This is a genomic window from Candidatus Defluviibacterium haderslevense (assembly GCA_016712225.1).
Taxonomy (GTDB): domain Bacteria; phylum Bacteroidota; class Bacteroidia; order Chitinophagales; family Saprospiraceae; genus Vicinibacter; species Vicinibacter haderslevensis.
Genome location: JADJRL010000003.1, coordinates 4,995,266 through 5,016,519, shown reverse-complemented (window position 1 = coordinate 5,016,519; position 21,254 = coordinate 4,995,266). Strand labels below are relative to the sequence as shown.

19 protein-coding genes are annotated in these 21,254 nt (G+C 33.6%); 9 read left to right on the top strand and 10 right to left on the bottom strand.

All coding sequences use genetic code 11. The annotated features are described in order from the left end of the window. Positions 1-18: 18 nt before the first annotated feature. Positions 19-987 (top strand): GSCFA domain-containing protein, encoded by a 969-nt coding sequence (locus tag IPK88_19645; protein ID MBK8245652.1) that lies wholly within the window; start codon positions 19-21, stop codon positions 985-987. Positions 988-1,023: 36 nt separating this feature from the next. On the opposite strand, the gene IPK88_19640 is transcribed toward IPK88_19645, so the two are convergent. Both IPK88_19640 and IPK88_19635 read right to left on the bottom strand, forming a co-directional pair. Further along, entirely contained in the window at positions 1,024-1,761 is a 738-nt protein-coding gene (locus IPK88_19640) for a rhomboid family intramembrane serine protease (protein ID MBK8245651.1), read from the bottom strand. Further along, positions 1,758-2,417, bottom strand: a complete 660-nt coding sequence (locus IPK88_19635) for a hypothetical protein (protein ID MBK8245650.1) — start codon at positions 2,415-2,417, stop codon at positions 1,758-1,760. The genes IPK88_19640 and IPK88_19635 overlap by 4 nt, the downstream gene beginning before the upstream one ends. Before the next feature lie 149 nt (positions 2,418-2,566). Between IPK88_19635 and IPK88_19630 the strand changes: the two genes are divergently transcribed. Further along, positions 2,567-3,151, top strand: coding sequence for a thymidine kinase (locus tag IPK88_19630; GenBank protein MBK8245649.1), 585 nt, complete (start codon positions 2,567-2,569; stop codon positions 3,149-3,151). A gap of 186 nt (positions 3,152-3,337) precedes the next feature. Here the strand turns inward: IPK88_19630 and IPK88_19625 are convergent, their stop codons facing one another. Continuing rightward, positions 3,338-3,754: an SET domain-containing protein-lysine N-methyltransferase gene (locus tag IPK88_19625; GenBank protein ID MBK8245648.1), complete on the bottom strand. Its 417-nt coding sequence runs from the start codon at positions 3,752-3,754 to the stop codon at positions 3,338-3,340. A 57-nt stretch (positions 3,755-3,811) separates the two neighbouring features. Here IPK88_19625 and IPK88_19620 point away from each other — a divergent pair, with 57 nt between their 5' ends. Continuing rightward, positions 3,812-4,747, top strand: a complete 936-nt coding sequence (locus tag IPK88_19620) for a ribose-phosphate pyrophosphokinase (GenBank protein ID MBK8245647.1) — start codon at positions 3,812-3,814, stop codon at positions 4,745-4,747. A gap of 68 nt (positions 4,748-4,815) precedes the next feature. Further along, a complete protein-coding gene (locus IPK88_19615; GenBank protein MBK8245646.1) occupies positions 4,816-5,400 on the top strand; it encodes a 50S ribosomal protein L25 in 585 nt (194 codons plus the stop codon). Between the two features lie 612 nt (positions 5,401-6,012). Here IPK88_19615 and IPK88_19610 read toward each other — a convergent pair. Together IPK88_19610 and IPK88_19605 are read right to left on the bottom strand one after the other, a co-directional pair. Continuing rightward, positions 6,013-8,001 (bottom strand): S9 family peptidase, encoded by a 1,989-nt coding sequence (locus IPK88_19610; protein MBK8245645.1) that lies wholly within the window; start codon positions 7,999-8,001, stop codon positions 6,013-6,015. Positions 8,002-8,128: 127 nt separating this feature from the next. After that, positions 8,129-9,385: a 1-acyl-sn-glycerol-3-phosphate acyltransferase gene (locus IPK88_19605; GenBank protein MBK8245644.1), complete on the bottom strand. Its 1,257-nt coding sequence runs from the start codon at positions 9,383-9,385 to the stop codon at positions 8,129-8,131. A 47-nt stretch (positions 9,386-9,432) separates the two neighbouring features. Between IPK88_19605 and miaA the strand changes: the two genes are divergently transcribed. Beyond that, complete coding sequence (gene miaA, locus IPK88_19600; protein ID MBK8245643.1) at positions 9,433-10,368, top strand: tRNA (adenosine(37)-N6)-dimethylallyltransferase MiaA; 936 nt, start codon at positions 9,433-9,435, stop codon at positions 10,366-10,368. A 137-nt stretch (positions 10,369-10,505) separates the two neighbouring features. Here the strand turns inward: miaA and IPK88_19595 are convergent, their stop codons facing one another. The 3 genes from IPK88_19595 to IPK88_19585 are packed head-to-tail and all read right to left on the bottom strand — an operon-like array spanning position 10,506 to position 14,002. Further along, positions 10,506-11,216, bottom strand: coding sequence for a hypothetical protein (locus tag IPK88_19595; protein MBK8245642.1), 711 nt, complete (start codon positions 11,214-11,216; stop codon positions 10,506-10,508). 25 nt (positions 11,217-11,241) lie between these two features. Further along, positions 11,242-12,414 carry a T9SS type A sorting domain-containing protein gene (locus tag IPK88_19590; GenBank protein ID MBK8245641.1) on the bottom strand — a complete coding sequence of 391 codons (1,173 nt, stop codon included), beginning with the start codon at positions 12,412-12,414 and terminating at the stop codon, positions 11,242-11,244. Between the two features lie 10 nt (positions 12,415-12,424). Then, positions 12,425-14,002 (bottom strand): hypothetical protein, encoded by a 1,578-nt coding sequence (locus IPK88_19585; GenBank protein MBK8245640.1) that lies wholly within the window; start codon positions 14,000-14,002, stop codon positions 12,425-12,427. 139 nt (positions 14,003-14,141) lie between these two features. Here IPK88_19585 and IPK88_19580 point away from each other — a divergent pair, with 139 nt between their 5' ends. The 4 genes from IPK88_19580 (at position 14,142) to IPK88_19565 (ending at position 20,146) form a co-directional block, all read left to right on the top strand. Next, a complete protein-coding gene (locus tag IPK88_19580) occupies positions 14,142-15,350 on the top strand; it encodes a GNAT family N-acetyltransferase (GenBank protein ID MBK8245639.1) in 1,209 nt (402 codons plus the stop codon). A gap of 331 nt (positions 15,351-15,681) precedes the next feature. After that, a complete protein-coding gene (locus IPK88_19575; protein ID MBK8245638.1) occupies positions 15,682-16,602 on the top strand; it encodes a T9SS type A sorting domain-containing protein in 921 nt (306 codons plus the stop codon). Between the two features lie 141 nt (positions 16,603-16,743). Continuing rightward, the gene (locus IPK88_19570; protein ID MBK8245637.1) at positions 16,744-17,334 is read left to right on the top strand and encodes a histidine phosphatase family protein; all 591 of its coding nucleotides are present in this window, start codon (positions 16,744-16,746) and stop codon (positions 17,332-17,334) included. Positions 17,335-17,518: 184 nt separating this feature from the next. Then, the gene (locus tag IPK88_19565; protein MBK8245636.1) at positions 17,519-20,146 is read left to right on the top strand and encodes a valine--tRNA ligase; all 2,628 of its coding nucleotides are present in this window, start codon (positions 17,519-17,521) and stop codon (positions 20,144-20,146) included. An 11-nt stretch (positions 20,147-20,157) separates the two neighbouring features. On the opposite strand, the gene IPK88_19560 is transcribed toward IPK88_19565, so the two are convergent. Next, a complete protein-coding gene (locus IPK88_19560; GenBank protein ID MBK8245635.1) occupies positions 20,158-20,622 on the bottom strand; it encodes a hypothetical protein in 465 nt (154 codons plus the stop codon). Between the two features lie 12 nt (positions 20,623-20,634). Beyond that, the gene (locus IPK88_19555; protein ID MBK8245634.1) at positions 20,635-21,231 is read right to left on the bottom strand and encodes a hypothetical protein; all 597 of its coding nucleotides are present in this window, start codon (positions 21,229-21,231) and stop codon (positions 20,635-20,637) included. Between the last annotated feature and the right edge of the window lie 23 nt (positions 21,232-21,254).

Sequence of the window (21,254 nt, the reverse complement as noted above, 5' to 3'; positions counted from 1 at the left end):
CTTAATTTTAATCTTATTATGTCTTTTCGAACCATAATGCCGATTTTACCAACACCTTTCGAAGTCAATCATACACATAAGATTTTTTGTATTGGTAGCTGTTTTGCAGAACATATGTTTCAGAAATTTCAACAATCGCAATTCAAAGTTACTCCAAGTCCTTTTGGAATAGTCTTCAATTCATTGAGTATTGCAAGACAATTGAGTGCAATTTTAGATCAGGACTTGACTCTGGAAGAAGATTTAGTTTATTTCGATCATTTGTATCACAGTATGCTCCATCATAGTTCTTCTTCAAATTATGATCCAAAGGCTATGCTGCATGATTTGAATCAACATTTGGTGCAAGCTAATGCTGCACTTATAGAATCGGATTTTGTATTAATTACTTTAGGCACTTCTTTTTATTATCGTTTGAAAGATTCTGGTAAGATCGTATCCAATTGTCATCGTCTACCACAAGAATTATTTACCAAAGAACAAGCTTCTGTTGAAGATATGGTTTTAAGTTTTTCCCAGATGATGAATCGACTTTGGAAATTGGATCCTAATAAAAAGTTGATTTTTACCGTAAGTCCTGTTCGGTATTTGCGTGATGGCTTTATTCAAAATGCTAGAAGTAAAGCAGCTTTATTGTTATGCTGTGAAATCTTAGAAAAAAACTTTGAAAATGTCTTTTATTTTCCTTCGTATGAATTGTTAATGGATGATCTAAGGGATTACCGATTTACACAAGAAGATATGGTTCATCCAACAAGTCAGACGATCGATTACATTTGGAATTATTTTGAACAAGTTTTTTTTAACGATCGTACTCGATTGATCAATTTAAAAATAGAACGACTAAATAAGAAATTATACCATCGACCACTTTTTTCAGAACATCCTTCACATACAAGTTTAAAAGAAATGGCTAGAGATGAATTAGCCCAATTGAAACAGGATTATCCTGAAGTGAATTTTAAGTTCAACAATCTTGAATTATAATTAATTATAAAAAAATAATATTGAAATGGAATCATTCTACCATAATGAATGGGTGGTAAATCCTGAATTAAGTTCTTCTTCTTTCTTAATTCGTTCTTCTTCGTCTCGTTCTGCTATCGTTTTATCAAACGCATCCCGAGGCAAATAATATTCTTTATTTGTGTGATCATTATACCAATCTGGTTTTTTAATGACTTCATCCTTCTCGCGATAATTTCTAAAAATAAATGCAGTCCATAATCCTGCAATGGCACCGAATAAATGGCTTTCCCAGGAAACTTTCTCATCCGTTGGAATAAATCCTGCAGTATATCCGCTATACATTATGACCATGATTACCATAAGTACCACGGATTTAATATTGCGTCTAAATATTCCTGAAAAAAATACAAAAGCTATAAGTCCATAGACCAATCCACTGGCACCTATATGTGAAGAATTACGTGCGAACATAAATACAGCGAAACCCGTAAGAACCCAAATCATAGAATAAACCGCCCAACCAATACTTCGATAGAAAAAAAAGATCATCATGACCGTCACGAATAGGGGAGGAAGGTTGCTGGCTAAATGTCCCCAACTGGCATGAATATAATGTCCGGTAAAGATTCCATACCATTGACCTAAATCACGAGGATAAATACTCCAATAATATTTTGGTGTAGGTATGATAATAAAAATCAGATGTACAATAATACAAAATACAACAATACCTAATGCTATTTTTAGACTATAGATAAAATGATCCCGTTGTATTTTGATATCTTCTATCATAAATATCTTCGCCAGGTCAATTTTAAAAAGGATTCAACAGATTTCTTTTTGTCTTTATGAGTCCAATCGTATTTAGGAATTATGTGTTCTACGAGATAGGCTTTTGCGGTTTCAAAATCTGATAGTTGATTGAGATCATGAATGACTTTATCAAATGCTGATTTATCGCCGTTGAACAACTCATTTTGAGCAACAATTTTTTCGTTTAGGCCCATTCCAGTGATTAAACTTTTTAATGGCATCAATTCTAATTTGGCAGATAAGTCTGTTACAATCAGGTGATTGAACAAATGATCATATTCAGCTTGCTGGACAGAAGGCGTTGCATTTTGATGTTGATTTGTATTGTTGCTTGATTTTGGATGACTAATTTTTTCTACCTCTGGAGCTGGAGGTTGAATAGGTTCAGAGACCACTTCTTTTTTTATTTTACTAATAGGTGGTGTATATTCTACCGCATTGGTCAGGACTGGAGGTAGAGCAATAGGTTTTGTTTCTTCATCCTCTACCTGAATCGCTTGAATCTGTTGTTCAATTCGTTTGAGGTAATCGAGAAGTAGGTTTTTTTCAGTTTGAGTGAATTCTTCATTGGACGAATATACTTCCAATATGGAGTCCATTTTATTGAGCCATTTTTTAAGCTGTGCAAAATCCATCTATAAATATTTTCTAAATAACGAAAGGAAAACTATTTTAGTTTAATCCCCGGCCTAATTAAGCCAGTGCGATGCAAAATTACATGCTATGGATGGACAATTTCTAAGAATTAAATATTTTATATATTATTTTTTTATATATTTGGGCTATGTTCCTAGAGCCAGGGTTTAAATCTCAACGTAGTGGATGGATTGAAGTGATCTGTGGGTCCATGTTTAGTGGAAAAACCGAAGAATTGATCCGCAGACTCAAAAGGGCTCGTATAGCCAATCAAAAAGTAGAGATCTTTAAACCGAGTCAGGATACGCGATATGATGACCGTCAGGTGGTATCACATGATGAGAATATGATCATGTCGGTTCCAATCTCTAACTCGAAAGATATATTATTACTCAAACCCGAAACCCAAGTAGTAGGTATTGACGAAGCCCAGTTTTTTGATGCTGAATTACCGAAACATTGTCAGACTTTGGCCAATCAGGGCATCAGAGTGATTATTGCAGGTTTAGACATGGATTTCAAAGGTATACCTTTTGGGCCAATGCCATACTTATTAGCCGTTGCAGAATACATCACAAAAGTCCATGCTATTTGCCCACATTGTGGCAATCTGGCCACCCATTCCTATCGCATTAGTTCAGAGGAGTCAACCATAGTACTTGGCGAAAAAGATAAGTATGAACCTAGATGCCGCACCTGCTTCGGAATGGGGAATATTTTGACGTTTCGTTAAATTGGTTTTTAATTGATAATAAAATACCTTTTGTCACTCATGACTTTCTTCACCGATTACCCTACATCCTGATTACCATTCAACCGATTTTCTTCGCTGACGGCTGTTTCCTTCCTTTCCAGATTACCCGATTACCTGATTACCCGATCACCTTCTTCCCACCAACTGACGACTGATGACTTTTCTTTAAATTACTTTAATCCGTTTCACCCTTTTCCCCGTTTCATCAAACCAAACCTCATCTTCAGCATCTGGATCTCCGTGATAGTTGAACGTTATTTCTTCACCGGCTTCAATATCTTTTATAGCTATAATTTCGATAGTAAGATCATCGAGATTTAAAGAGAAGTTTGCATTAGGTTTATAAGAATGGTTATACAGGGAACCATATCCTAGTGCAATAGCTGCCTGGTCATCATCTTCGCCCCAAATAAAATAATAATCATGCAATTCAGTATGATGGATAATATCAACCTCATGCGCAGGAATAATAATCACCGGGCAGATTTCTATAATGGAGCCATCAGGTATTATGGCGGTTGTAAAAACTCCTCGACCGATCTGTCCACTTGGAGCAAAATATAAACTTGGGATGCGTTGCATAATTCGAATGTTAATCTCTTGGTGTAAAATTACTACCTTTGTGGCTCAATCTGAGTTATGCAGCATGTAAAGCTTTTTTCTGGTACACAATCCTTGTATCTAGCCTCACAAATTTCTGATCATTATGGATTTCCTTTGGGCGATTTGAAAACTTCAAAATTTAGTGATGGAGAAATGCAACCCGTTATTAATGAGTCTGTTAGAGGTACATTTTCCTTTTTTATTCAATCTACGTTTGCGCCATCAGACAATTTATTAGAGCTTTTACTTATGATAGATGCGGCCAAAAGGGCATCTGCAGATTACATAACCGCGGTAATTCCATATTTTGGGTATGCCCGTCAAGACCGAAAAGACAAGCCTAGGGTACCCATTTCTTCAAAATTGATAGCCAACTTGCTCGTAGCAGCTGGTGCTAATAGAATTATGACTATGGATCTTCACGCGGATCAAATTCAAGGTTTTTTTGATATTCCGGTGGATCACTTGAAGTCAGAGGCCATTTTTATGCCCTATTTGGAAAGCCAAAATTTGGATAATGTCATTTTTTCATGTCCAGATGTGGGTGGTGTCAAACGGGCCAGGACTTATGCAAAATATTTTAACACCGATCTTGTGATTTGCGATAAATACCGCAAGAGGGCAAATGAAGTGGAGAGCATGACCGTCATTGGAGATGTAAAGGGTAAAGAAGTTATCCTTGTAGATGATATTATTGATACAGCAGGTACTTTGTCCAAGGCTGCTGATGCTTTAATTGACAAAGGAGCCCTTCGCGTTAGGGCTATTTGTACTCATCCGGTGCTTTCTGGAAAGGCCTATGATATTATCACTAATTCAAAAATTGAAGAGCTTATTGTGTCTGATACCATACCTCTGAAACAACAAAATAGCAAAATCCAAGTCCTTTCTTCGGCTAAATTGTTTGCCCGGGCAATTAGAAATACACATGAGCACAGGTCTATCACAGCACTTTTTATGGATAAATCGTAAAAAAATTACATTTATTTTGAGAATATCTATATCTTTGCGCTCCTTTTAAGAATATTAAATATTATTTTATGCAAGTGGTTACATTAAACGGTAAAGAAAGAAGCCAAATTGGCAAAACAGCTGCTAAAAACTATCGTAAAGAAGGTTTAGTGCCATGTGTGTTATATTCTAAAGAAGAGAATATCCATTTTAACGCTGATCCGGTTGAGTTAAAATCTTTAATTTATAGCCCTGATTTCAAGTATGCCGACATTGTTTTAAATGGCAAAACGCATCGTTGTATATTGAAGGAAATTCAATTTCATCCGGTTTCTGATGCAATTTCACATATTGATTTTCTAAAATTAGTGAAAGGAACTCCTGTAAGAGTTGAAGTACCTCTTAAATTAAATGGAGCTCCTGTTGGTGTTAAGTCTGGGGGTAAACTGGTTCAAAAAATGCGTAGCATTAAGATTAAGACCACTCCAGAACATTTAGTTGCTGAGATGAATATTGATGTTTCTAACTTAGACCTAGGTCAAATTATGAGAATTAGAGATATTACGCCTGCAAAAGGTGTTGATATTGTAACTTCTGCAGCAACTCCAGTGGTTTCTGTTGAAATTCCTAGAGCACTTAAAACTACAGAAACAGCAACTCCTGCTAAGAAATAATTAGAAATAAACTAAAATGCATAATAAAGCCTTCCGAGTGGGAGGCTTTTTTTTTGACCCATGATTTCAAATGCTCTTTAAATGATTTTAAAAAATTGGGTTTCTGTTTAAATACCATATTATCAATGAGATATAGTTTTGATAACCAAATACAATCTAAAGTAATACATTAAAGTCCTCCTTTTTTAAGCTTGTCCAGCTAGTTGAGATGGAGGAGGATTTAGATGGGTTAAACACCTATCAAATTTACTAAGAATTATTTAAATACCATAAGATCAATGAGATATAGTTTTGGTAATCAAATTCAATCTATAGTAATATATTTAAAGTCCTCCCTTTTTAAGGGAGGATTTAGGTGGGTTAAACACCTATCAAATTTACAAAGAATTATTTAAATGCCATATTATCAATGAGATATAGTTTAAGTAACCAAATACAATCTAAAGTAATACATTAAAGTCTTCCCTTTTTAAGCTTGTCCAACTCTAGTAGGTGGGGGAGGATTTAGGTGGGTTAAACACCTTTAAAATATCCTAAGATTTAAAAAAAAACTGGCATTACCTGATCACTTCAAATAAAGATCCTCCTTAACAATCTAAGGACAATTTAAAACTAATCTCTATTTAAAACCAAAGTAGATACCTCAACCGTAATTTCTTTTAACCGAGCCTCTATTTCTGGTTTGATGTCTGCCTGATACCGCCCTCCCAAATGTTTGGCAAGGAATTTTTCAGCAGCTGCAATAAAAGCCATACTATTGACAGGTCTTGCAAATCCATGGCCTTCGTCTGGAGCACAGATATATTCTACCGCAAGGTTTTTATCTCGCATGGCAACTACAATTTGATCAGATTCTGCTTTTTTGACCCTTGGATCATTAGCTCCCTGAACAACCAATAATGGAACTTTGATGTTGTCCACAGAAAATAATGGGGATTGTCTTTTGAGTTGGGCTTCTCCTTCGACTGTTGTTGGATCACCCATTCGTTCATGAAATATCTTTCTACCTGCTTCCCAGTAAGGTGGAATGGTTTGTAGTAATGTTAATAAACTAGACGGCCCAACGATGGAAACTCCACATGCATAAAGATCTGGAGTGAAGGTTAAACCTGCCAATGTAGCATAACCACCATAAGAACCACCCATTATCCCCACTCTTTTAGGGTCTACGATTCCTTTTTGGATTAAATATTTGACACCCCATGTAATATCATCTTGCATTTTATCTCCCCATTCTTTGTTGCCAGCATCCATAAATTTTTTTCCAAAACCTGTAGAACTTCTAAAATTGGGTTGAAGCACCGCATAACCCCGATTAGCCAACAACTGGGCGTATGCATCATAGCCCCACGAATCTCTTGCCCAGGGCCCACCATGCGGATTAACGACTAAGGGTAAATTTTTTAACGGTATGCCTTTTGGATGGGTTAAATATGCAGGAATGCTTAAGCCATCTGAGGAAGTATATTCAATGATCTCCATTTGGGCTAAATCATGAATCGGCATAGCTGGACGTGGTCTGTATTGGAAAATCGGTTCTTTTACTTTTCGATCATAATAATATACTGCACCAGGATCTGTATCAGAATACACAGATATCAACCAGGTCATCTCATCTTTAGTGCTATGGCTAAATCCAATTTCCGATCCCTCAAAAGTTTTTTTCAATAATAAATAATCAGCTTCATAAGTTTTGTCTTTCCAATAAATTCTGGTTTTAGCATCTTCATATGAAGTAGCTATCATTTCATTTGTAATATCAGAAAAGGACACAGAACCAAAATCAACTTTGTTCAATGGGTCTGACTCGACTAATATTTCTTCAGTGGTGTTAATATCAAATAATATAAGTCTTGATAAATCATAGGCTTCACCAACATCTGTTACCATATAGACCTGTTGTCCATTGTTATGAAAATTGACCGGGTAGAAGGATTCTAAAATGGTAGAAGAATAAATTTTTATATATCCTTCTGAATCAATTCTAAATAAATCAGTAGATCCATCGTCATTAGATTTCATCGCCAATCGTAACCGGTCCGCTCTGTCAAAAACCCATCCGATAAATCGCTCCGTGTTTTCTTTGATCAATGTTAAAGTTCCTGTAGAAATGCTCAATTCATATAAATCATGCCACGCAGGATCCCGTTCATTTATACCTACATACATTAAGTCAGGATTTGATTTGGGTACTGAAAATATTTGAACCCTGACATGTTCCTTATCTGTCAAATTTCTAGATATGGGAACACTCTGATTGGATTCTATTGGATCACTTGGATTGACTGCATAAATATGATAATTTTCATTGCCGCCTTTATCCTGAACATAAAGTACATACTTGCTGTCCCTTGACCAAAAATAAGAACTAATGGGCCGATTGGTATCTGCAGTAATAGGTCTTGCTGTTGAAAAGTCATCATGAAGCTTTTTAATCCAGATATTCCGGGTTCCCTGAAATGGTTTTATGAAACTCATCCAAGTTCCATCAGGTGATAATTTTGCACCAGATATTTCTGGATCCCCAAAAAATAGTTCCCGGTCAATTAATGGAGGTAATTCATTCAGTGTAATAGTTGTGTTATTGTTATTTTCTGACATATTGTAATGTTTATTAATGTTGCTTAAGTTATGAATAGTTTATTGATTTATTTACTAAAAAAAATGGGACATATGGTAATCCTGTTTTCTAGTGATTTTGGATTTCAGAATAAACTAGAATGATTATTTATAAAGGAATTTCAAATAATTTTAATACTTCATTTCTTTTTTCCATCAATCTATTTTTGTTTTGATATATATTCAGATTGAATAAGTATTTTCCTAATTTGGATTTATGTTTAAATTGTATAAAATAGTAAAACGAAAATTGCAATCCAATAACAACAATGAGACCATTAACAAAGCCTAATATACTGGTCCAAAATATGAGCCAAAATATCGAAAACACTAAAGTAAACAGTACGCTCAGTATGAACTTAACAGGAGCAATGAATTCTTTGTTTTTTATTTTATTTTTGGTAAATTGTTCAGCAATTCCGATTGGAATGACATTGGTTATAAATCCGGGAAGTCCTATGAAAAAATAGAGGACCAATTCGATAAAAAGTATGATTTTTTCGCTCAAGGGTCTTAATAATGCAAATTCTAAAGCTTCAATGTTAGAATAATGGGAAGTATATTCCTGCATTGCTTTTCTTGTTTGTATTTCTTGACTTTTAAGTAACTTTAATATGTTTTTGTGATTAGAAAAATATCTGAATGGTACATCCTCTGTTTCTGTATTGTTCGAATTGTTCAAGACACAAGACAATTGATCGTAAATTTGCTGGTCTGTTTTTTCAGGAATAGACATAATGACATTCCCTAATTCCGTTTCAAGATCTGTTGTTAACTGGCTAATTTTATCATTAACCATGTTGTGATCTTCCATCCATTTTCGCACTGAAATACCCGGGCCAAAAAACAACAATACATTACTTGATGATTGAATTACATTGGAATAATGTATTCCACATGGAACGATGATCAAATCATCCATGTTTTTTTCTTCAATGGATCCTATTGCCAATCGAGCTGCACCTTTTTGCAGCGGTCTTAGATAACGAACCAGTTGAGTACTGGCTTCTGGAAAAATCAGAATGGAGTGATTCTCGCCCAGTTTGTCAAAAGAATGCGAAAAGGTACCTTTATTGTTCCGGAGTTTCTCAAATCCATCTCTGAACCGATAGATCGGTATTTGATTAGTCTTATGCAATAAGGGTTTCAACCAGGCCTTTTCGAACATATCTCCGCGTACCAAAAAATGTAATGTTTGCTCTTGGTAACAGGCGATGAGCAATCCTTCCATAAAGGAACTTGGATGATTAGAAATAAATAAAGTCGGACCTTTTGGAGGTATGTTTTCTGTACCGAATACATTTATTTGGTTAAAATAGTATTGCAGGCACTTCTTAATAAATACTTTTAAAAATGAATAAAGCATAGGGTCGCAAATATAAGATATTAAATATTTGTCCAAAGCCTTAATGTATGAATAAAAAGATGTTTTTTTGTGCAGGAATGAGTAAGACACTAATTATAATTTCTGGCCCTACTGGTATTGGGAAATCTAATTTAGCTATGGAACTGGCATCTGTGTACAAAACCTCCATTGTTTCAGCTGATAGCCGCCAATTATTTAAGCAAGTGGATATTGGAACGGCTAAGCCCACCATTCAAGATCAAACAAAAATCAAACATTATTTTATAGATCATATTCCAGTGAACGGCACATACAATGTGGGACAATATGTTAATGAAGCAAGCTTGGTTATTGACCAAGAATTTGAATCTAAAGGGCATGTTATTTTATGTGGTGGAACCGGACTTTATATCAAGGCTTTAATTGAAGGTATAGATTATTTTCCTGAGGTTGATCCAAGCATTGATCATGAAATCAATGCAATTTTTAATGACAAGGGGATTCTTGCTTTGCAAACAGAATTATTTCGAATTGACCCTGTTTATTATGAGCAAGTTGATCTGATGAATTCCAGAAGGTTGATTCGCGCTATTGGTGTTTCCAGATCCTTAGGTAAGCCTTATTCTTCCTTGTTGACTAATCCCAAAAAGAGTTCTACCTATAACATTGCTTATGTATCTTTAACAATGGAGCGAACTGAACTCTATAACAGAATTAATTCAAGAACTGAGAACATGTTAGAACAAGGATTATTAAGTGAAACAAAATCGCTCATTGAATATCGTAACTGTCAAGCCTTGGACACTGTTGGTTATAAAGAAATGTTTCAATTTATGGATGGCCAACTTTCATATGATCTGGCTGTTGATAAAATAAAGCAACACACCAGAAATTATGCCAAGCGACAAGTAACTTGGTTTAATAAATTTATGCCAAAACCTCATTTTAATATGAACCAGATTGATGAAATGGTTCAATATATCAATCGAATTAGTGAAATATAATCGTGTTTTTATCTGAAAGCACAATCATACATGAACAGTAACTTTGCTTTAACCAAGAATCCAAAGTTGAATTCAAGATCCTAAAAATTCAATGGACAAATTTTAGTTCTTATAAATACCTGTAATATTTTTTAGGACTATTCTCTGGGATTTAATTTTTTATTAAATAGGACTAATCTTATACCTGGAACTCTACGTAATAAAATAAGTATTTCATAAGGCTCTATTTTAGCTTGATCATAGGTGAATAACCAAAAATTCATGTAAGGTGAAATTCTGGAAATGTGTTTTAGGTGTAACGAATCAAATTGCATTTCTAGTTTTTCAGGAGTAAGTATACTATCCATATCAACTTGTAATTCTGAAAGCAGGATGTCCGGATCGTTCATTTCGTCCTTTCTTAAAAGTTGAGTCCAATTGGGTAATCGGATAAATTGACTCAGCTCTTTTTGGAGATTTTCTAACTCCGAAGGTAATGTTGCATTCGATTTAATGGATTTGACTAAATGTCCTTCGGCATCATAATAGCTTAATTCAGTAAATGGTAAATCTGGAATATTTTTGAAATAGGAATTCTTATAATCTGTCCATTTTATGGAAGCTGCTTTGTTTTTTAAAGAACTCAATTGAACCGCATTGATCTGCGTAAAGTAAACTCCTTTTTTTTCAACATTGTTTTTTCCTTCCAATATTAAAATACCATCATCATAACTAGAAATCTTATATTCTTGACATTGACCAAAACAAGGAAATTTTTGCAATACTAAATGCTTTTTCATGGATTCAGTCCTGTGAATTTCTATACGTTTGGTGGTTTTACAAGCATTCAATATTAATCCGAAGCTCATAAGAAATATCGAAGTTTTTAAGCAATTAATTTTCATATTGTAAATGATATATTTTTTTTGTTACATTGAATTGACCGCCCTTAATATTAATAAAATAGATTCCGGTAGGCATTGGTATAGTATATTTAGGAAATAGAATTCCAACACTTTGAATCACAGAAATTGATGTAATTTGCTTTCCGCTTATATCATATAATTGAACGGTACCTGTCCATTCACCGAAATTTTGAGAGTGGATGTACCATTGCCCGGATTGATTCGCTAATGGATAAACCACAAAGTCATTTGCCAAGACTTCATTGCAAGAATTACTAATTAATTCAGATCTATATTGCACCATCATAGCATTTAACCTATCCACTTGGCCTTTTGTAAATAATTGCATGCAACCATCATCCACTAAACTCATAAAATTCATAAACATACTCGATTGATCACAACTGTATTGTGGATATTCAGGGCAATTATAATAGTTGAAGGATTGAGTTGGAGTATCCGTTACATCATCATCAGTTGTGCAGTCATCCTTTTTCTTTGAAATGCTGAGATGATTTAATCCAAGGTAATGTCCTATTTCATGAACCAAGGTATAACCTAAATGAAAGGGATAACTTTTAGGTGCACTCCCAATGTATTTTGGATCAATGATTATTCCATCAATTAATGGATCATTATCCCAAGGAAAAGAAGACATGGCAAAAGGGCATTGTTTTCTCGAACCAATAAAAACATTCAAATATTTTTTAGTGTTCCATATATCAATCCCACCGGTTTGTTTTTTCATAATATCATATCCTCTGCATCCAATATCAACAACCTCAGTTTTCAAACGATTAATTCCGGTTGTGATATTTCCAAATGGATCTGTTTTCGCTAAACAAAAATGTATTCCGGGTATTGCACCTTTAGTTCTAAATTCTTCTGGGATGGACGAATTGTTTTTTGGATCATAATAGCCGTAAATATTATTTAATATTTCTAATTGAGAATATATTTTGGCATTAGATATCGTATCTTGACCAGTTTGATAAACAATATGAAAAACGATTGGAATTTCAATTGTACCATTACGAGATATGAGTTGATGTATTGATTTTGTTGTATTTTCTGAAGGAGTATAACTTTCACACCGTTGGGATAAAATGATAGTTTTATTTTGTATCCAAAACAAGATCATAAGGATTATTATTTTTTTCATAAATAAGTACCTATTTTGGTTTAATGACCATTTCAATACCCGTTGGGATATTTTGCGAATGGTCAAAATCATCTTCTTGTTTGGAACGAATTAGTAATTGGTCTGGATTGATTCCTGAAATACTCATTAATTTTCCAATAGTAATGGCTCTACGAAAATGTATATCATTGGTCTTTGCTTTACTAATTCTTTTGGAATCATAGCCTATAATTTCTATGGAATAGTTAGGATGATTTTTCAAATGGTTGATGATCTTATAAATTAGATTTGATCCATTTTCTTTTAGAACTACAGCCTCATCTTCAAAAATAAATTTTTGCGGAATAAATACATGAATTTCATTTTGGTCAGATTTTATTTCCATTTTTGCTTCTGGTAAATCTTGCGCAAGTCCTGAAATTTTATTGACCAAAGATTTAGATAGGGGACTATTTGAATTTTGAATCTTGCCTACAGGCTTGTTTTCATTAGATTTAGGATCGTATTTAATATGATGTTCTGCACTCAGCTGGGATTCTTTTTTGGCGAGTTCTTTTCGTAAAAGAGCTATAGTATCTTGAAATTTTTTCTTTGCAATATTTAAATTTTCATCTTGATTTAGATTTGATTCAAGGGTCTTAATTTTTACATTTTTGTTTGTGATTTCTGTGTTGAGTTGATGTATTTGAAATTTTAGATCGGCTAATTGCTGCTTGTGTTGAAGATTTACTTTTTGTTGATTGAGACTATCTTTTTTATAACTACCAGCATTATTTTGTTCCTGAATCTTTTTGTTTAATGCCAATAATTGATTGTTTTTATGATCTAGAGAATCTTCCAATTTTTTCAAATATCCATTGTCTTCTATTTTGCTGGCTCTAAGGCTTAAATCAAAAATTTGATTGCTTTTGTCAAGAATATTTTGATTTAGTAATTTGATGGTTTGATCTTTTTTACTGATGTCATTAATTAGATTGGATTGTAGTTCCTTTTGGATATTTATTTCTTGCTCTAATTGGATGATTTTTGTATTTGGATCTGTCAATTCAGTCTTTGCCTTTGAATTTTTAGAGGACGCCTTAAGTTTTAGGATTTCATTATTTTGTGTTTGATTTAATTGAGTTAAATGGACTAATTCTTGTTTTAATGTTAAAAGTTCATTTTTGTTGGTATCTGACTTATTGTCATTTTCTTTTGACCCGTTAGTGTTCTTTAAAGTAGATAATTCTTCATTTAATGCTTGAATAGTTTGTTGATTTATACTGTTATTCCGATTTAATATTTGAATGTGATGAAGGAGAGAATCCATTTTACGGTTGACTTGTATGTTAAGTGGATTCAATGAATCTATATTAAATTTGATTTCATTTTGACCGGTATACTTTTCGTAAAAAGTGGTCAGGACATCTTCCGTTTTTGATAATTGAATTTTTGTTCTCGCCAATTCTTGTTCAAGTTCGAGAGATCTATTGCTTTGGATTTCTAATTTTTGTATATTTTCTAATTGTTCCTGTTGTACGCGTTGTGATTGATTATATTTTTTTGAAGATACGCATGAACTTATTATGAAAAAACTCCAATAAAAATACAGGTATAGGTTTATTTTCATATTAAAATCTAACCATGTGATATTAAAACTAATGTAAAAATACCACTTTTATCTTTATTTGCTGGATATATTACCTTGCTTTTATTGAACTTTTTAATTATAATTCAGTTGTTCTGCTTGTTACCTTGCTAATTAGTGAATGGAACATATCCAAATTGCGCAAATCGATTTATTGTTAACTGATTCCATTATAGAATTAGAGTCCCTGTGGAGGACATTCCACCACGACAATATTTTATTTGGCTATGAGTATTTGGCTGCTTTGGAGGCAAGCCCCCCATCTGATATGTCTTTTTTGTATGCTTGTATCCAACGAGATGGTGTTAATTTGGGTTTAATTTATTTTCAATTAGTCCCATTTAATGCAACAGAAAGGTTGAAATTACATGTTCATGAAGGATATACGCCAACACATTTGGATAGACTTGCTTTAGGTGTCAAACGTTTTTTGGCTCGCCAATTGGATCTTAAAATTATTATTGGAGGTAGTTTATTAGCCGCCGGACCTTATGGTTTTTATTTTAAGCCGGAAGTAGAAACTTCTTTTAGAGAATATTTGATGCACGAGGTTATACGATATTTGATGAAGACCCCATCATGGACTAAAGGAGCTCAGATTTTCATCATTAAAGATTTGCCTTCTTACGCCCGTCTGCCCATGATTTGTAGCTATAAATTGCCATCTTTCTATGAATTCACAGTTCAGCCCATTATGATTATGAATATACTAGCTGAATGGCAACAATTCGAAGATTATATGTCAGCTCTTCAAAGTAAGTATCGGGTTAAAATTAGAAAGGTACTTAAATCTGGTCTTGACATTAAAGAATTAGATTTAGATCTGGAGCTATTAAAGAAGTATAATTCAGCCATTATAGAATTGTATCTTCAGATTGCGAATGCGGCGGGTTTTAATTTGGTTGAGTTGAATGAAAATTATTTTTTAACGCTGAAGGAAAAATGTTCAGAGAGCTTTATTATAAAGCTCTTACTTATTGATGATCAGCCCATTGCTTTTTTTTGTTTTTTTATTAGTGGGCCCTCTCTCAATGCCCATTATGTTGGATATGACAGACATCTGAATAATAAATATGAAATATACCATAATCTGTTATTAAAATTTGTAAAAGAGGCTATTTACCATAGATGTGAAAACATCAATTTTGCCCGTACTGCGATGGAGATTAAAAGTTCTTTGGGAGCAGTACCTGTAGATTATTATTCTTATATTGCACATAGGTCAAGAATTTATAATAAGGTTATTCCTCATTTATTGGAATTTCTAAAACCAAATGAGACTTGGACCCAAAGGTCACCTTTTAAAGATTCACCTAATTTGGCGGTCTGATTAGATGAGTTTATTTCTTTTGTTTCAATAACTTTATTCGCATAGCATTCACTGAACAATATATTGGATTTGATTTTATAAATATTAATTTGGTTTATCATTTTTCCAAAGAAGTCATCAAATTTTCCTGGAATTCTTTGTTGTTTATCTAGATGTCATCCTCTTTTCTGCCTTACTTTAAGTTTCAATTGATATCCGAGGAGATATTACAGCTTTGGAATAAATCTTCTAAATAGACACATTCTAAAAGTAGGTTTCATTATTTGATATAATTTCATTTAATTTTATTTAGTTTTGTCTATCTTTATCTTCAATTGTTAAACTATTATATATGAAAAATAAATCCATCTCATTATCTTTTTTACCCTTTATTTGGCTATTGACTGTCCAAGTTTTGTTTGCCCAAAAATCCTTGATTTTAAATAGACATAATTGCCTTGTTGAAGATACTTATGTACATTCTTTAATTAACTTGAATTATGATAAAAGTCCTTCTCTTTTTCCTTATGCATGGACTCTGGGAAACAATCCTTTTTCTTGTAGAGTTCTTTTGAAATTTGATATGTCTTTATTGCCCGCTAAAGCGAATATAAAAAGTGCTAAATTGTTGATGTACTTTAATCCATATCACGATACCATTTCAGGTACGAATTATATTCATGAAGGAAATAATGAATTTTGGGTAGAACGAATTACTGGTTTTTGGGAATCCAATCTCGTGACATGGTCTAATCAACCCACCACTACTTCTGATAAACGGGTAGCTGCAACTCGGACAAATTCTTATAACCGACAAAATTATGTCATCGATGTTACTGATTTGGTTAAAGATATGAGAGATTCATTGAATACAAATTATGGATTTATGATGACTTTAGCTAATGAAGCACCTTTTAAATTAGCATTGTTTGCTTCTAGTGAAAATTTAGATGAATCCCTGTGGCCTACACTGGTCATCAGTTATGAAGAAAAGCTTACCGGTGTTTTGGATCCTGAAAAAATGTTTCATATAGTTCAAACAAAACCTAACCCATTTAATAGTTCTTTCATAGTTGATATTCCGGAATCAGAAATGCATCAATTTCAACATGCCATTTTTGAATTGTTTAATACAGAAGGTAAGTTGGTTCATTCACAATTCGTTAGTTCACATTTTGAAGTACCTACTTTTACCTTGCCATCTGGGTCATATTGGTATAAGATTTCATTGAATCATGAAACACTTACAACAGGTAATTTAACAAAGCAGTAATCTTTAGCGTACTATTTGAAAACTAATGGGCTGCTACTAAAGTGAATGCCTCAAAAGATGCGTTAATCCTCTGTTAAATAGCCTTTTGGCTTTATGTACTTGTTGTTTTAAGCTATCTTTGCTTCAAATAGTATCATTCTTTTGAAAAAGTTATTGTTATCTGCTTGTTTTATTTTAATAGGTTTGTTTAACATCCAGATTTGGGCACAAGGAGGAAGTCCTGTATTGAATTCAATTCGTGGAGCTTATTTTGTGTCAAATGATGCAAAAGATTCGGTTTATTCTAAGGACCTGAAAAATCCTTCGGTACAAACTATTTATCTGCTTTTGCATGCTGAAATTGATTCCATAGGATTGGATCCGGGACTTACCTCAGAAGGTAGATGGCGTGCTATCAAATTAATTAAATTATTCAAGGAAAGAGAAATTAAAGCCTTTTTTACTACACCTTTTAGACGTAATATTCTAACTCTTCAACCCATTGTCGATTCCTATGGTAAAGAAGTTATTTATTATGATAATTCGGACCTCAAATCATTTTACAAACAATTAGACTTATATAAAAATGGTGATTTTATTGTCATAGTGGATAAGTCCTATGTTAAAGAAATTATAGCCAATTTAACATTGATGCCATTTACAGAGAATTTGTCAATAAATTCATCTGAAGACTTTTTTGTAGTCCAAAAATTTCAAAAAGATAAGCCTAAGTTTTGGCGTTTTAAATATTAGTTAGGTTGGATCTGTTCTGATACCAGTCTGTTAATGACAATTAATCAATGAGGAAAAATAAAATCCCTCGTTATAAAATAATAGTAAATGGTTTTTGGCGATATTTTTGCTTTATTTTGCAAAAAAAAGCGACAAAAACGTACCGTTTAAGTTGAAATGTGTGAAGTTACAATAAGTTATAATTATGGAATTAGAAAGCCGGTATCAGCCTGATGGAATTGAAAATAAGTGGTATACTTATTGGGAAGAAAGGAAATATTTTAAGTCTGTTCCGGATCACCGCCCAGCCTTTACGGTAGTTATTCCTCCTCCTAACATTACAGGAGTCTTGCATATGGGCCATATGCTTAACAATACCATTCAGGATATCTTAATTCGAAGAGCGCGGTTAATGGGATTTAATGCCTGTTGGGTTCCTGGTACTGACCATGCTTCTATTGCAACAGAAGCTAAGGTGGTCCAAATGCTTCGTGAAAAGGGAATCAAAAAATCTGATATCTCCAGGGAAGAATTTTTGAAATATGCCTTTGAATGGAAGGATAAATACGGTGGTATTATTTTGCACCAATTACGCCAATTAGGCGCTTCATGTGATTGGGATAGAACTGCTTTTACAATGGACGAAGTCAGATCAGAATCCGTCATCCGGGCTTTTGTTGATTTGTATAATAAAGGGAAACTTTATCGCGGCAAAAGAATGGTCAATTGGGATCCGGAAGCCAAAACGGTGTTGTCTAATGAAGAAGTATTACATAAAGAAGAATCGGCTCAACTGTTCTATATTAGATATTATGTAGAAGGGTCTCAGGATGAATATATTACGATTGCAACACAACGACCGGAAACGATAATGGCGGATTCCGCTGTAGCAGTGAACCCAAAAGATCCGAGGTTTAATCAGTTTCATGGAAAAAAAGTGATCATTCCATTAATCCATAAATCAATCCCCATTATTCAAGATGAATATGTTGATTTGGAATTTGGAACTGGTGCTCTGAAAGTAACTCCTGCTCATGATCAGAATGATTTTGAATTGGGAAAAAAACACCAATTAGAAATTATTGATATCCTCAATGAAGATGGTACATTGAATGATGAGGCCCGGATTTTTATAGGTGAAGATCGATTCATAGTAAGAAAAAAAATTAAAAAATTACTCGAAGAAGCCGGAGTATTAGACAAAGTTGAACCTTATCAAACCAACATTGGTCGTTCTGAACGGACAAACGCTGTTGTGGAACCTCGACTTAGTTTACAATGGTATGTCGACACTAAATTAATGGCAGAGCCGGCTCTACAAGCGGTAATGGACAAGACCATAAATTTTCTACCAGATAACATGAAGAATACATACAAGCATTGGATGGAAAACATCCGTGATTGGTGCATTTCAAGACAATTGTGGTGGGGCCATAGAATTCCGGCATACTATTATCAAGATGATGTTTTTGTTGCAACTACTCCACAGGAAGCCTTATGCTTGGCCCAAAAAAAATATGCTCACATTACTATTGACGATCTTAGACAGGATGAAGATGTACTAGATACATGGTTCTCATCATGGTTGTGGCCCATTTCGGTATTTGAAGGACCCAACGCTAAAGCCGATTTAGCATATTATTATCCAACTTCTGTATTAGTTACTGGCTGGGATATTATATTTTTATGGGTAGCCCGAATGATTATGGCTGGCTATGAATGGACGGGAACGTTTCCTTTTAAAACCGTTTATTTCACAGGAATGGTGCGGGATAAACTTCGACGGAAAATGAGTAAATCGTTGGGAAATTCTCCGGATGCTCTTGAATTAATAAAAGAGTTTGGCGCTGATGGAGTTCGATTTGGCATGTTAGCTTGTTCACCGGCTGGTGGCGATTTATTGTTTGATGAAAAATTATGCGAACAAGGAAGAAATTTTTCAAACAAAATATGGAATGCCGTTCGATTAATTAAGGGTTGGCATCCAAATTCAGAAATTTCTGTGCTGAAGGGAGATCTGTTGGCTTCAGAACTATTGAAACAAAGGACCAATGAAATCATCATAGAGACTAATGAATTGATGGATTCCTACAAATTGTCAGAAGCCTTAAAAATATTGTATAGTTTTATTTGGGAGGATTTTTGTGGTTTTTATTTAGAAGCTATCAAACCTAAAAATGGTGCCGAGATTTCAGCTGAAATTTATAAAAATACCATTGAAGGATTTGAAATCATTTGTACGCTATTACATCCTTTTATGCCCTTTATTACTGAAGAAGTTTGGCATCAATTAACGCCACGAAATGAAGGTGATGATTGTATTAATTCTAAATATCCAATTGCTCAAACACCTGATGTCGCTTTATTGTCCACCATCACTGAAATGAGAAATGTAATCACCCAAATTAGAGAACTTCGCAATAAATATGGCATTAAAATGAGTTTAGAGGTGCCAATGTATATATTAACATCTGAGCATCCAGATATTTTACAATATGATGGCGTCAGTGAATTATTAATTAAGCTCGGTAATTTATCTACTGTCGATCGAACAACAGAAGACATTTCCAATGCCCAATCATTTATCGGAATGCGGCACAAATATTTTGTTGACCTTCCAATTAAAATAGATGTTGATGCAGAAAAAATTAAACTCCAAAGTGAGATTGATTACACTGTAGGATTTATTAATTCTATTCAGAAAAAGTTGACTAACGAAAAATTTGTTCAAAACGCGCCACCAGATTTATTAGAAAAAGAACGCAAAAAATTGATGGACGGTGAGACCCGATTAAAGTCACTTGAAGAAAGTTTACAAAGTTTATATGGATAATAATGAAAAAACTATTTCATTCGGTTCTCACGTCTCCTTTCTTTTAAATTCTTGATAATTTCTTGGGTAAATTCTTTTTCTGCTTCTTCAAGTTTAGCAAGTTTTTGTGAAGATAATATGTTGCCAAATTTTTCGTAATAAATTTTTTTCAAGGCTAAATCTTTTTCTTGAATTTCAATTTGTTGTTCAACATATTTTTTAGAATCTTGCTCATTCATTTCTTCCTGATCTCTAAGGTCTCTTCTTGATTTTCTGAGTTCCATACGTTTTTTTGTATACTCATTATAGACCGGCCAGAATTTAACGGATTCATCAGCGTTCAGATCGAGTTTTGAAGTAATGTATGCTATTCTTTGAGCTTCGATTTTTTCACGCATGCGTTCTCTATTTTGCATCTTATCTTCACGTGGATCTTGAGCATGTATTATACTCATGATGCACAATCCTAAAATGCTTAGAAATATTTTATTTTTCATAGGTTTATTGGTTTATTGGTATTCTTGTATAAGTTCATCTATAGATTCATCATTGAGTGATTCATCTAATTTTAATAAATTTAAATCATTAGTGTTCATAGTTTCCATTAAGTTTATAGCATCCTCATCAGAAGCATTTTCATATACATAATCTAATAAGGCATCTTCTTCTATAACATTTAAATTGAGTTCTGTTGAGTTGTGTTTGTTGATCTGTATAAGGAATAAACTGACAGATAATACAAGCATCGCTGCAACGCTATAAATCCACGTCCTGTTAAATATTGATTTTTTTACAACAGGCTTGTTCTGAATTTCAATGCGCTTCAAAATATTAGAACTTAATGTATCAAAGTATTCTGGAGGAACGTGATGTGATTCTTTTTTTAAAACAGTTAATTGAGTTAGGTGTATTGCATTTTGCTCGAAATATGCTTGAGGTACCTTGAAAGGATTGTGATTTAATCCTTGTATTTCAGACAAGATCTTGGATTCCATGTTGACTTCAAGACGTTCCGCAAAATGACTAAAATAGTCCTGTGAAACAGAAAATATTTGTACCGGTTTAGGTTTTAAAAAGTCTGGAATATATTCAGGTTCGGTTTTCATTTTTATGTTTATCGATTCTTATC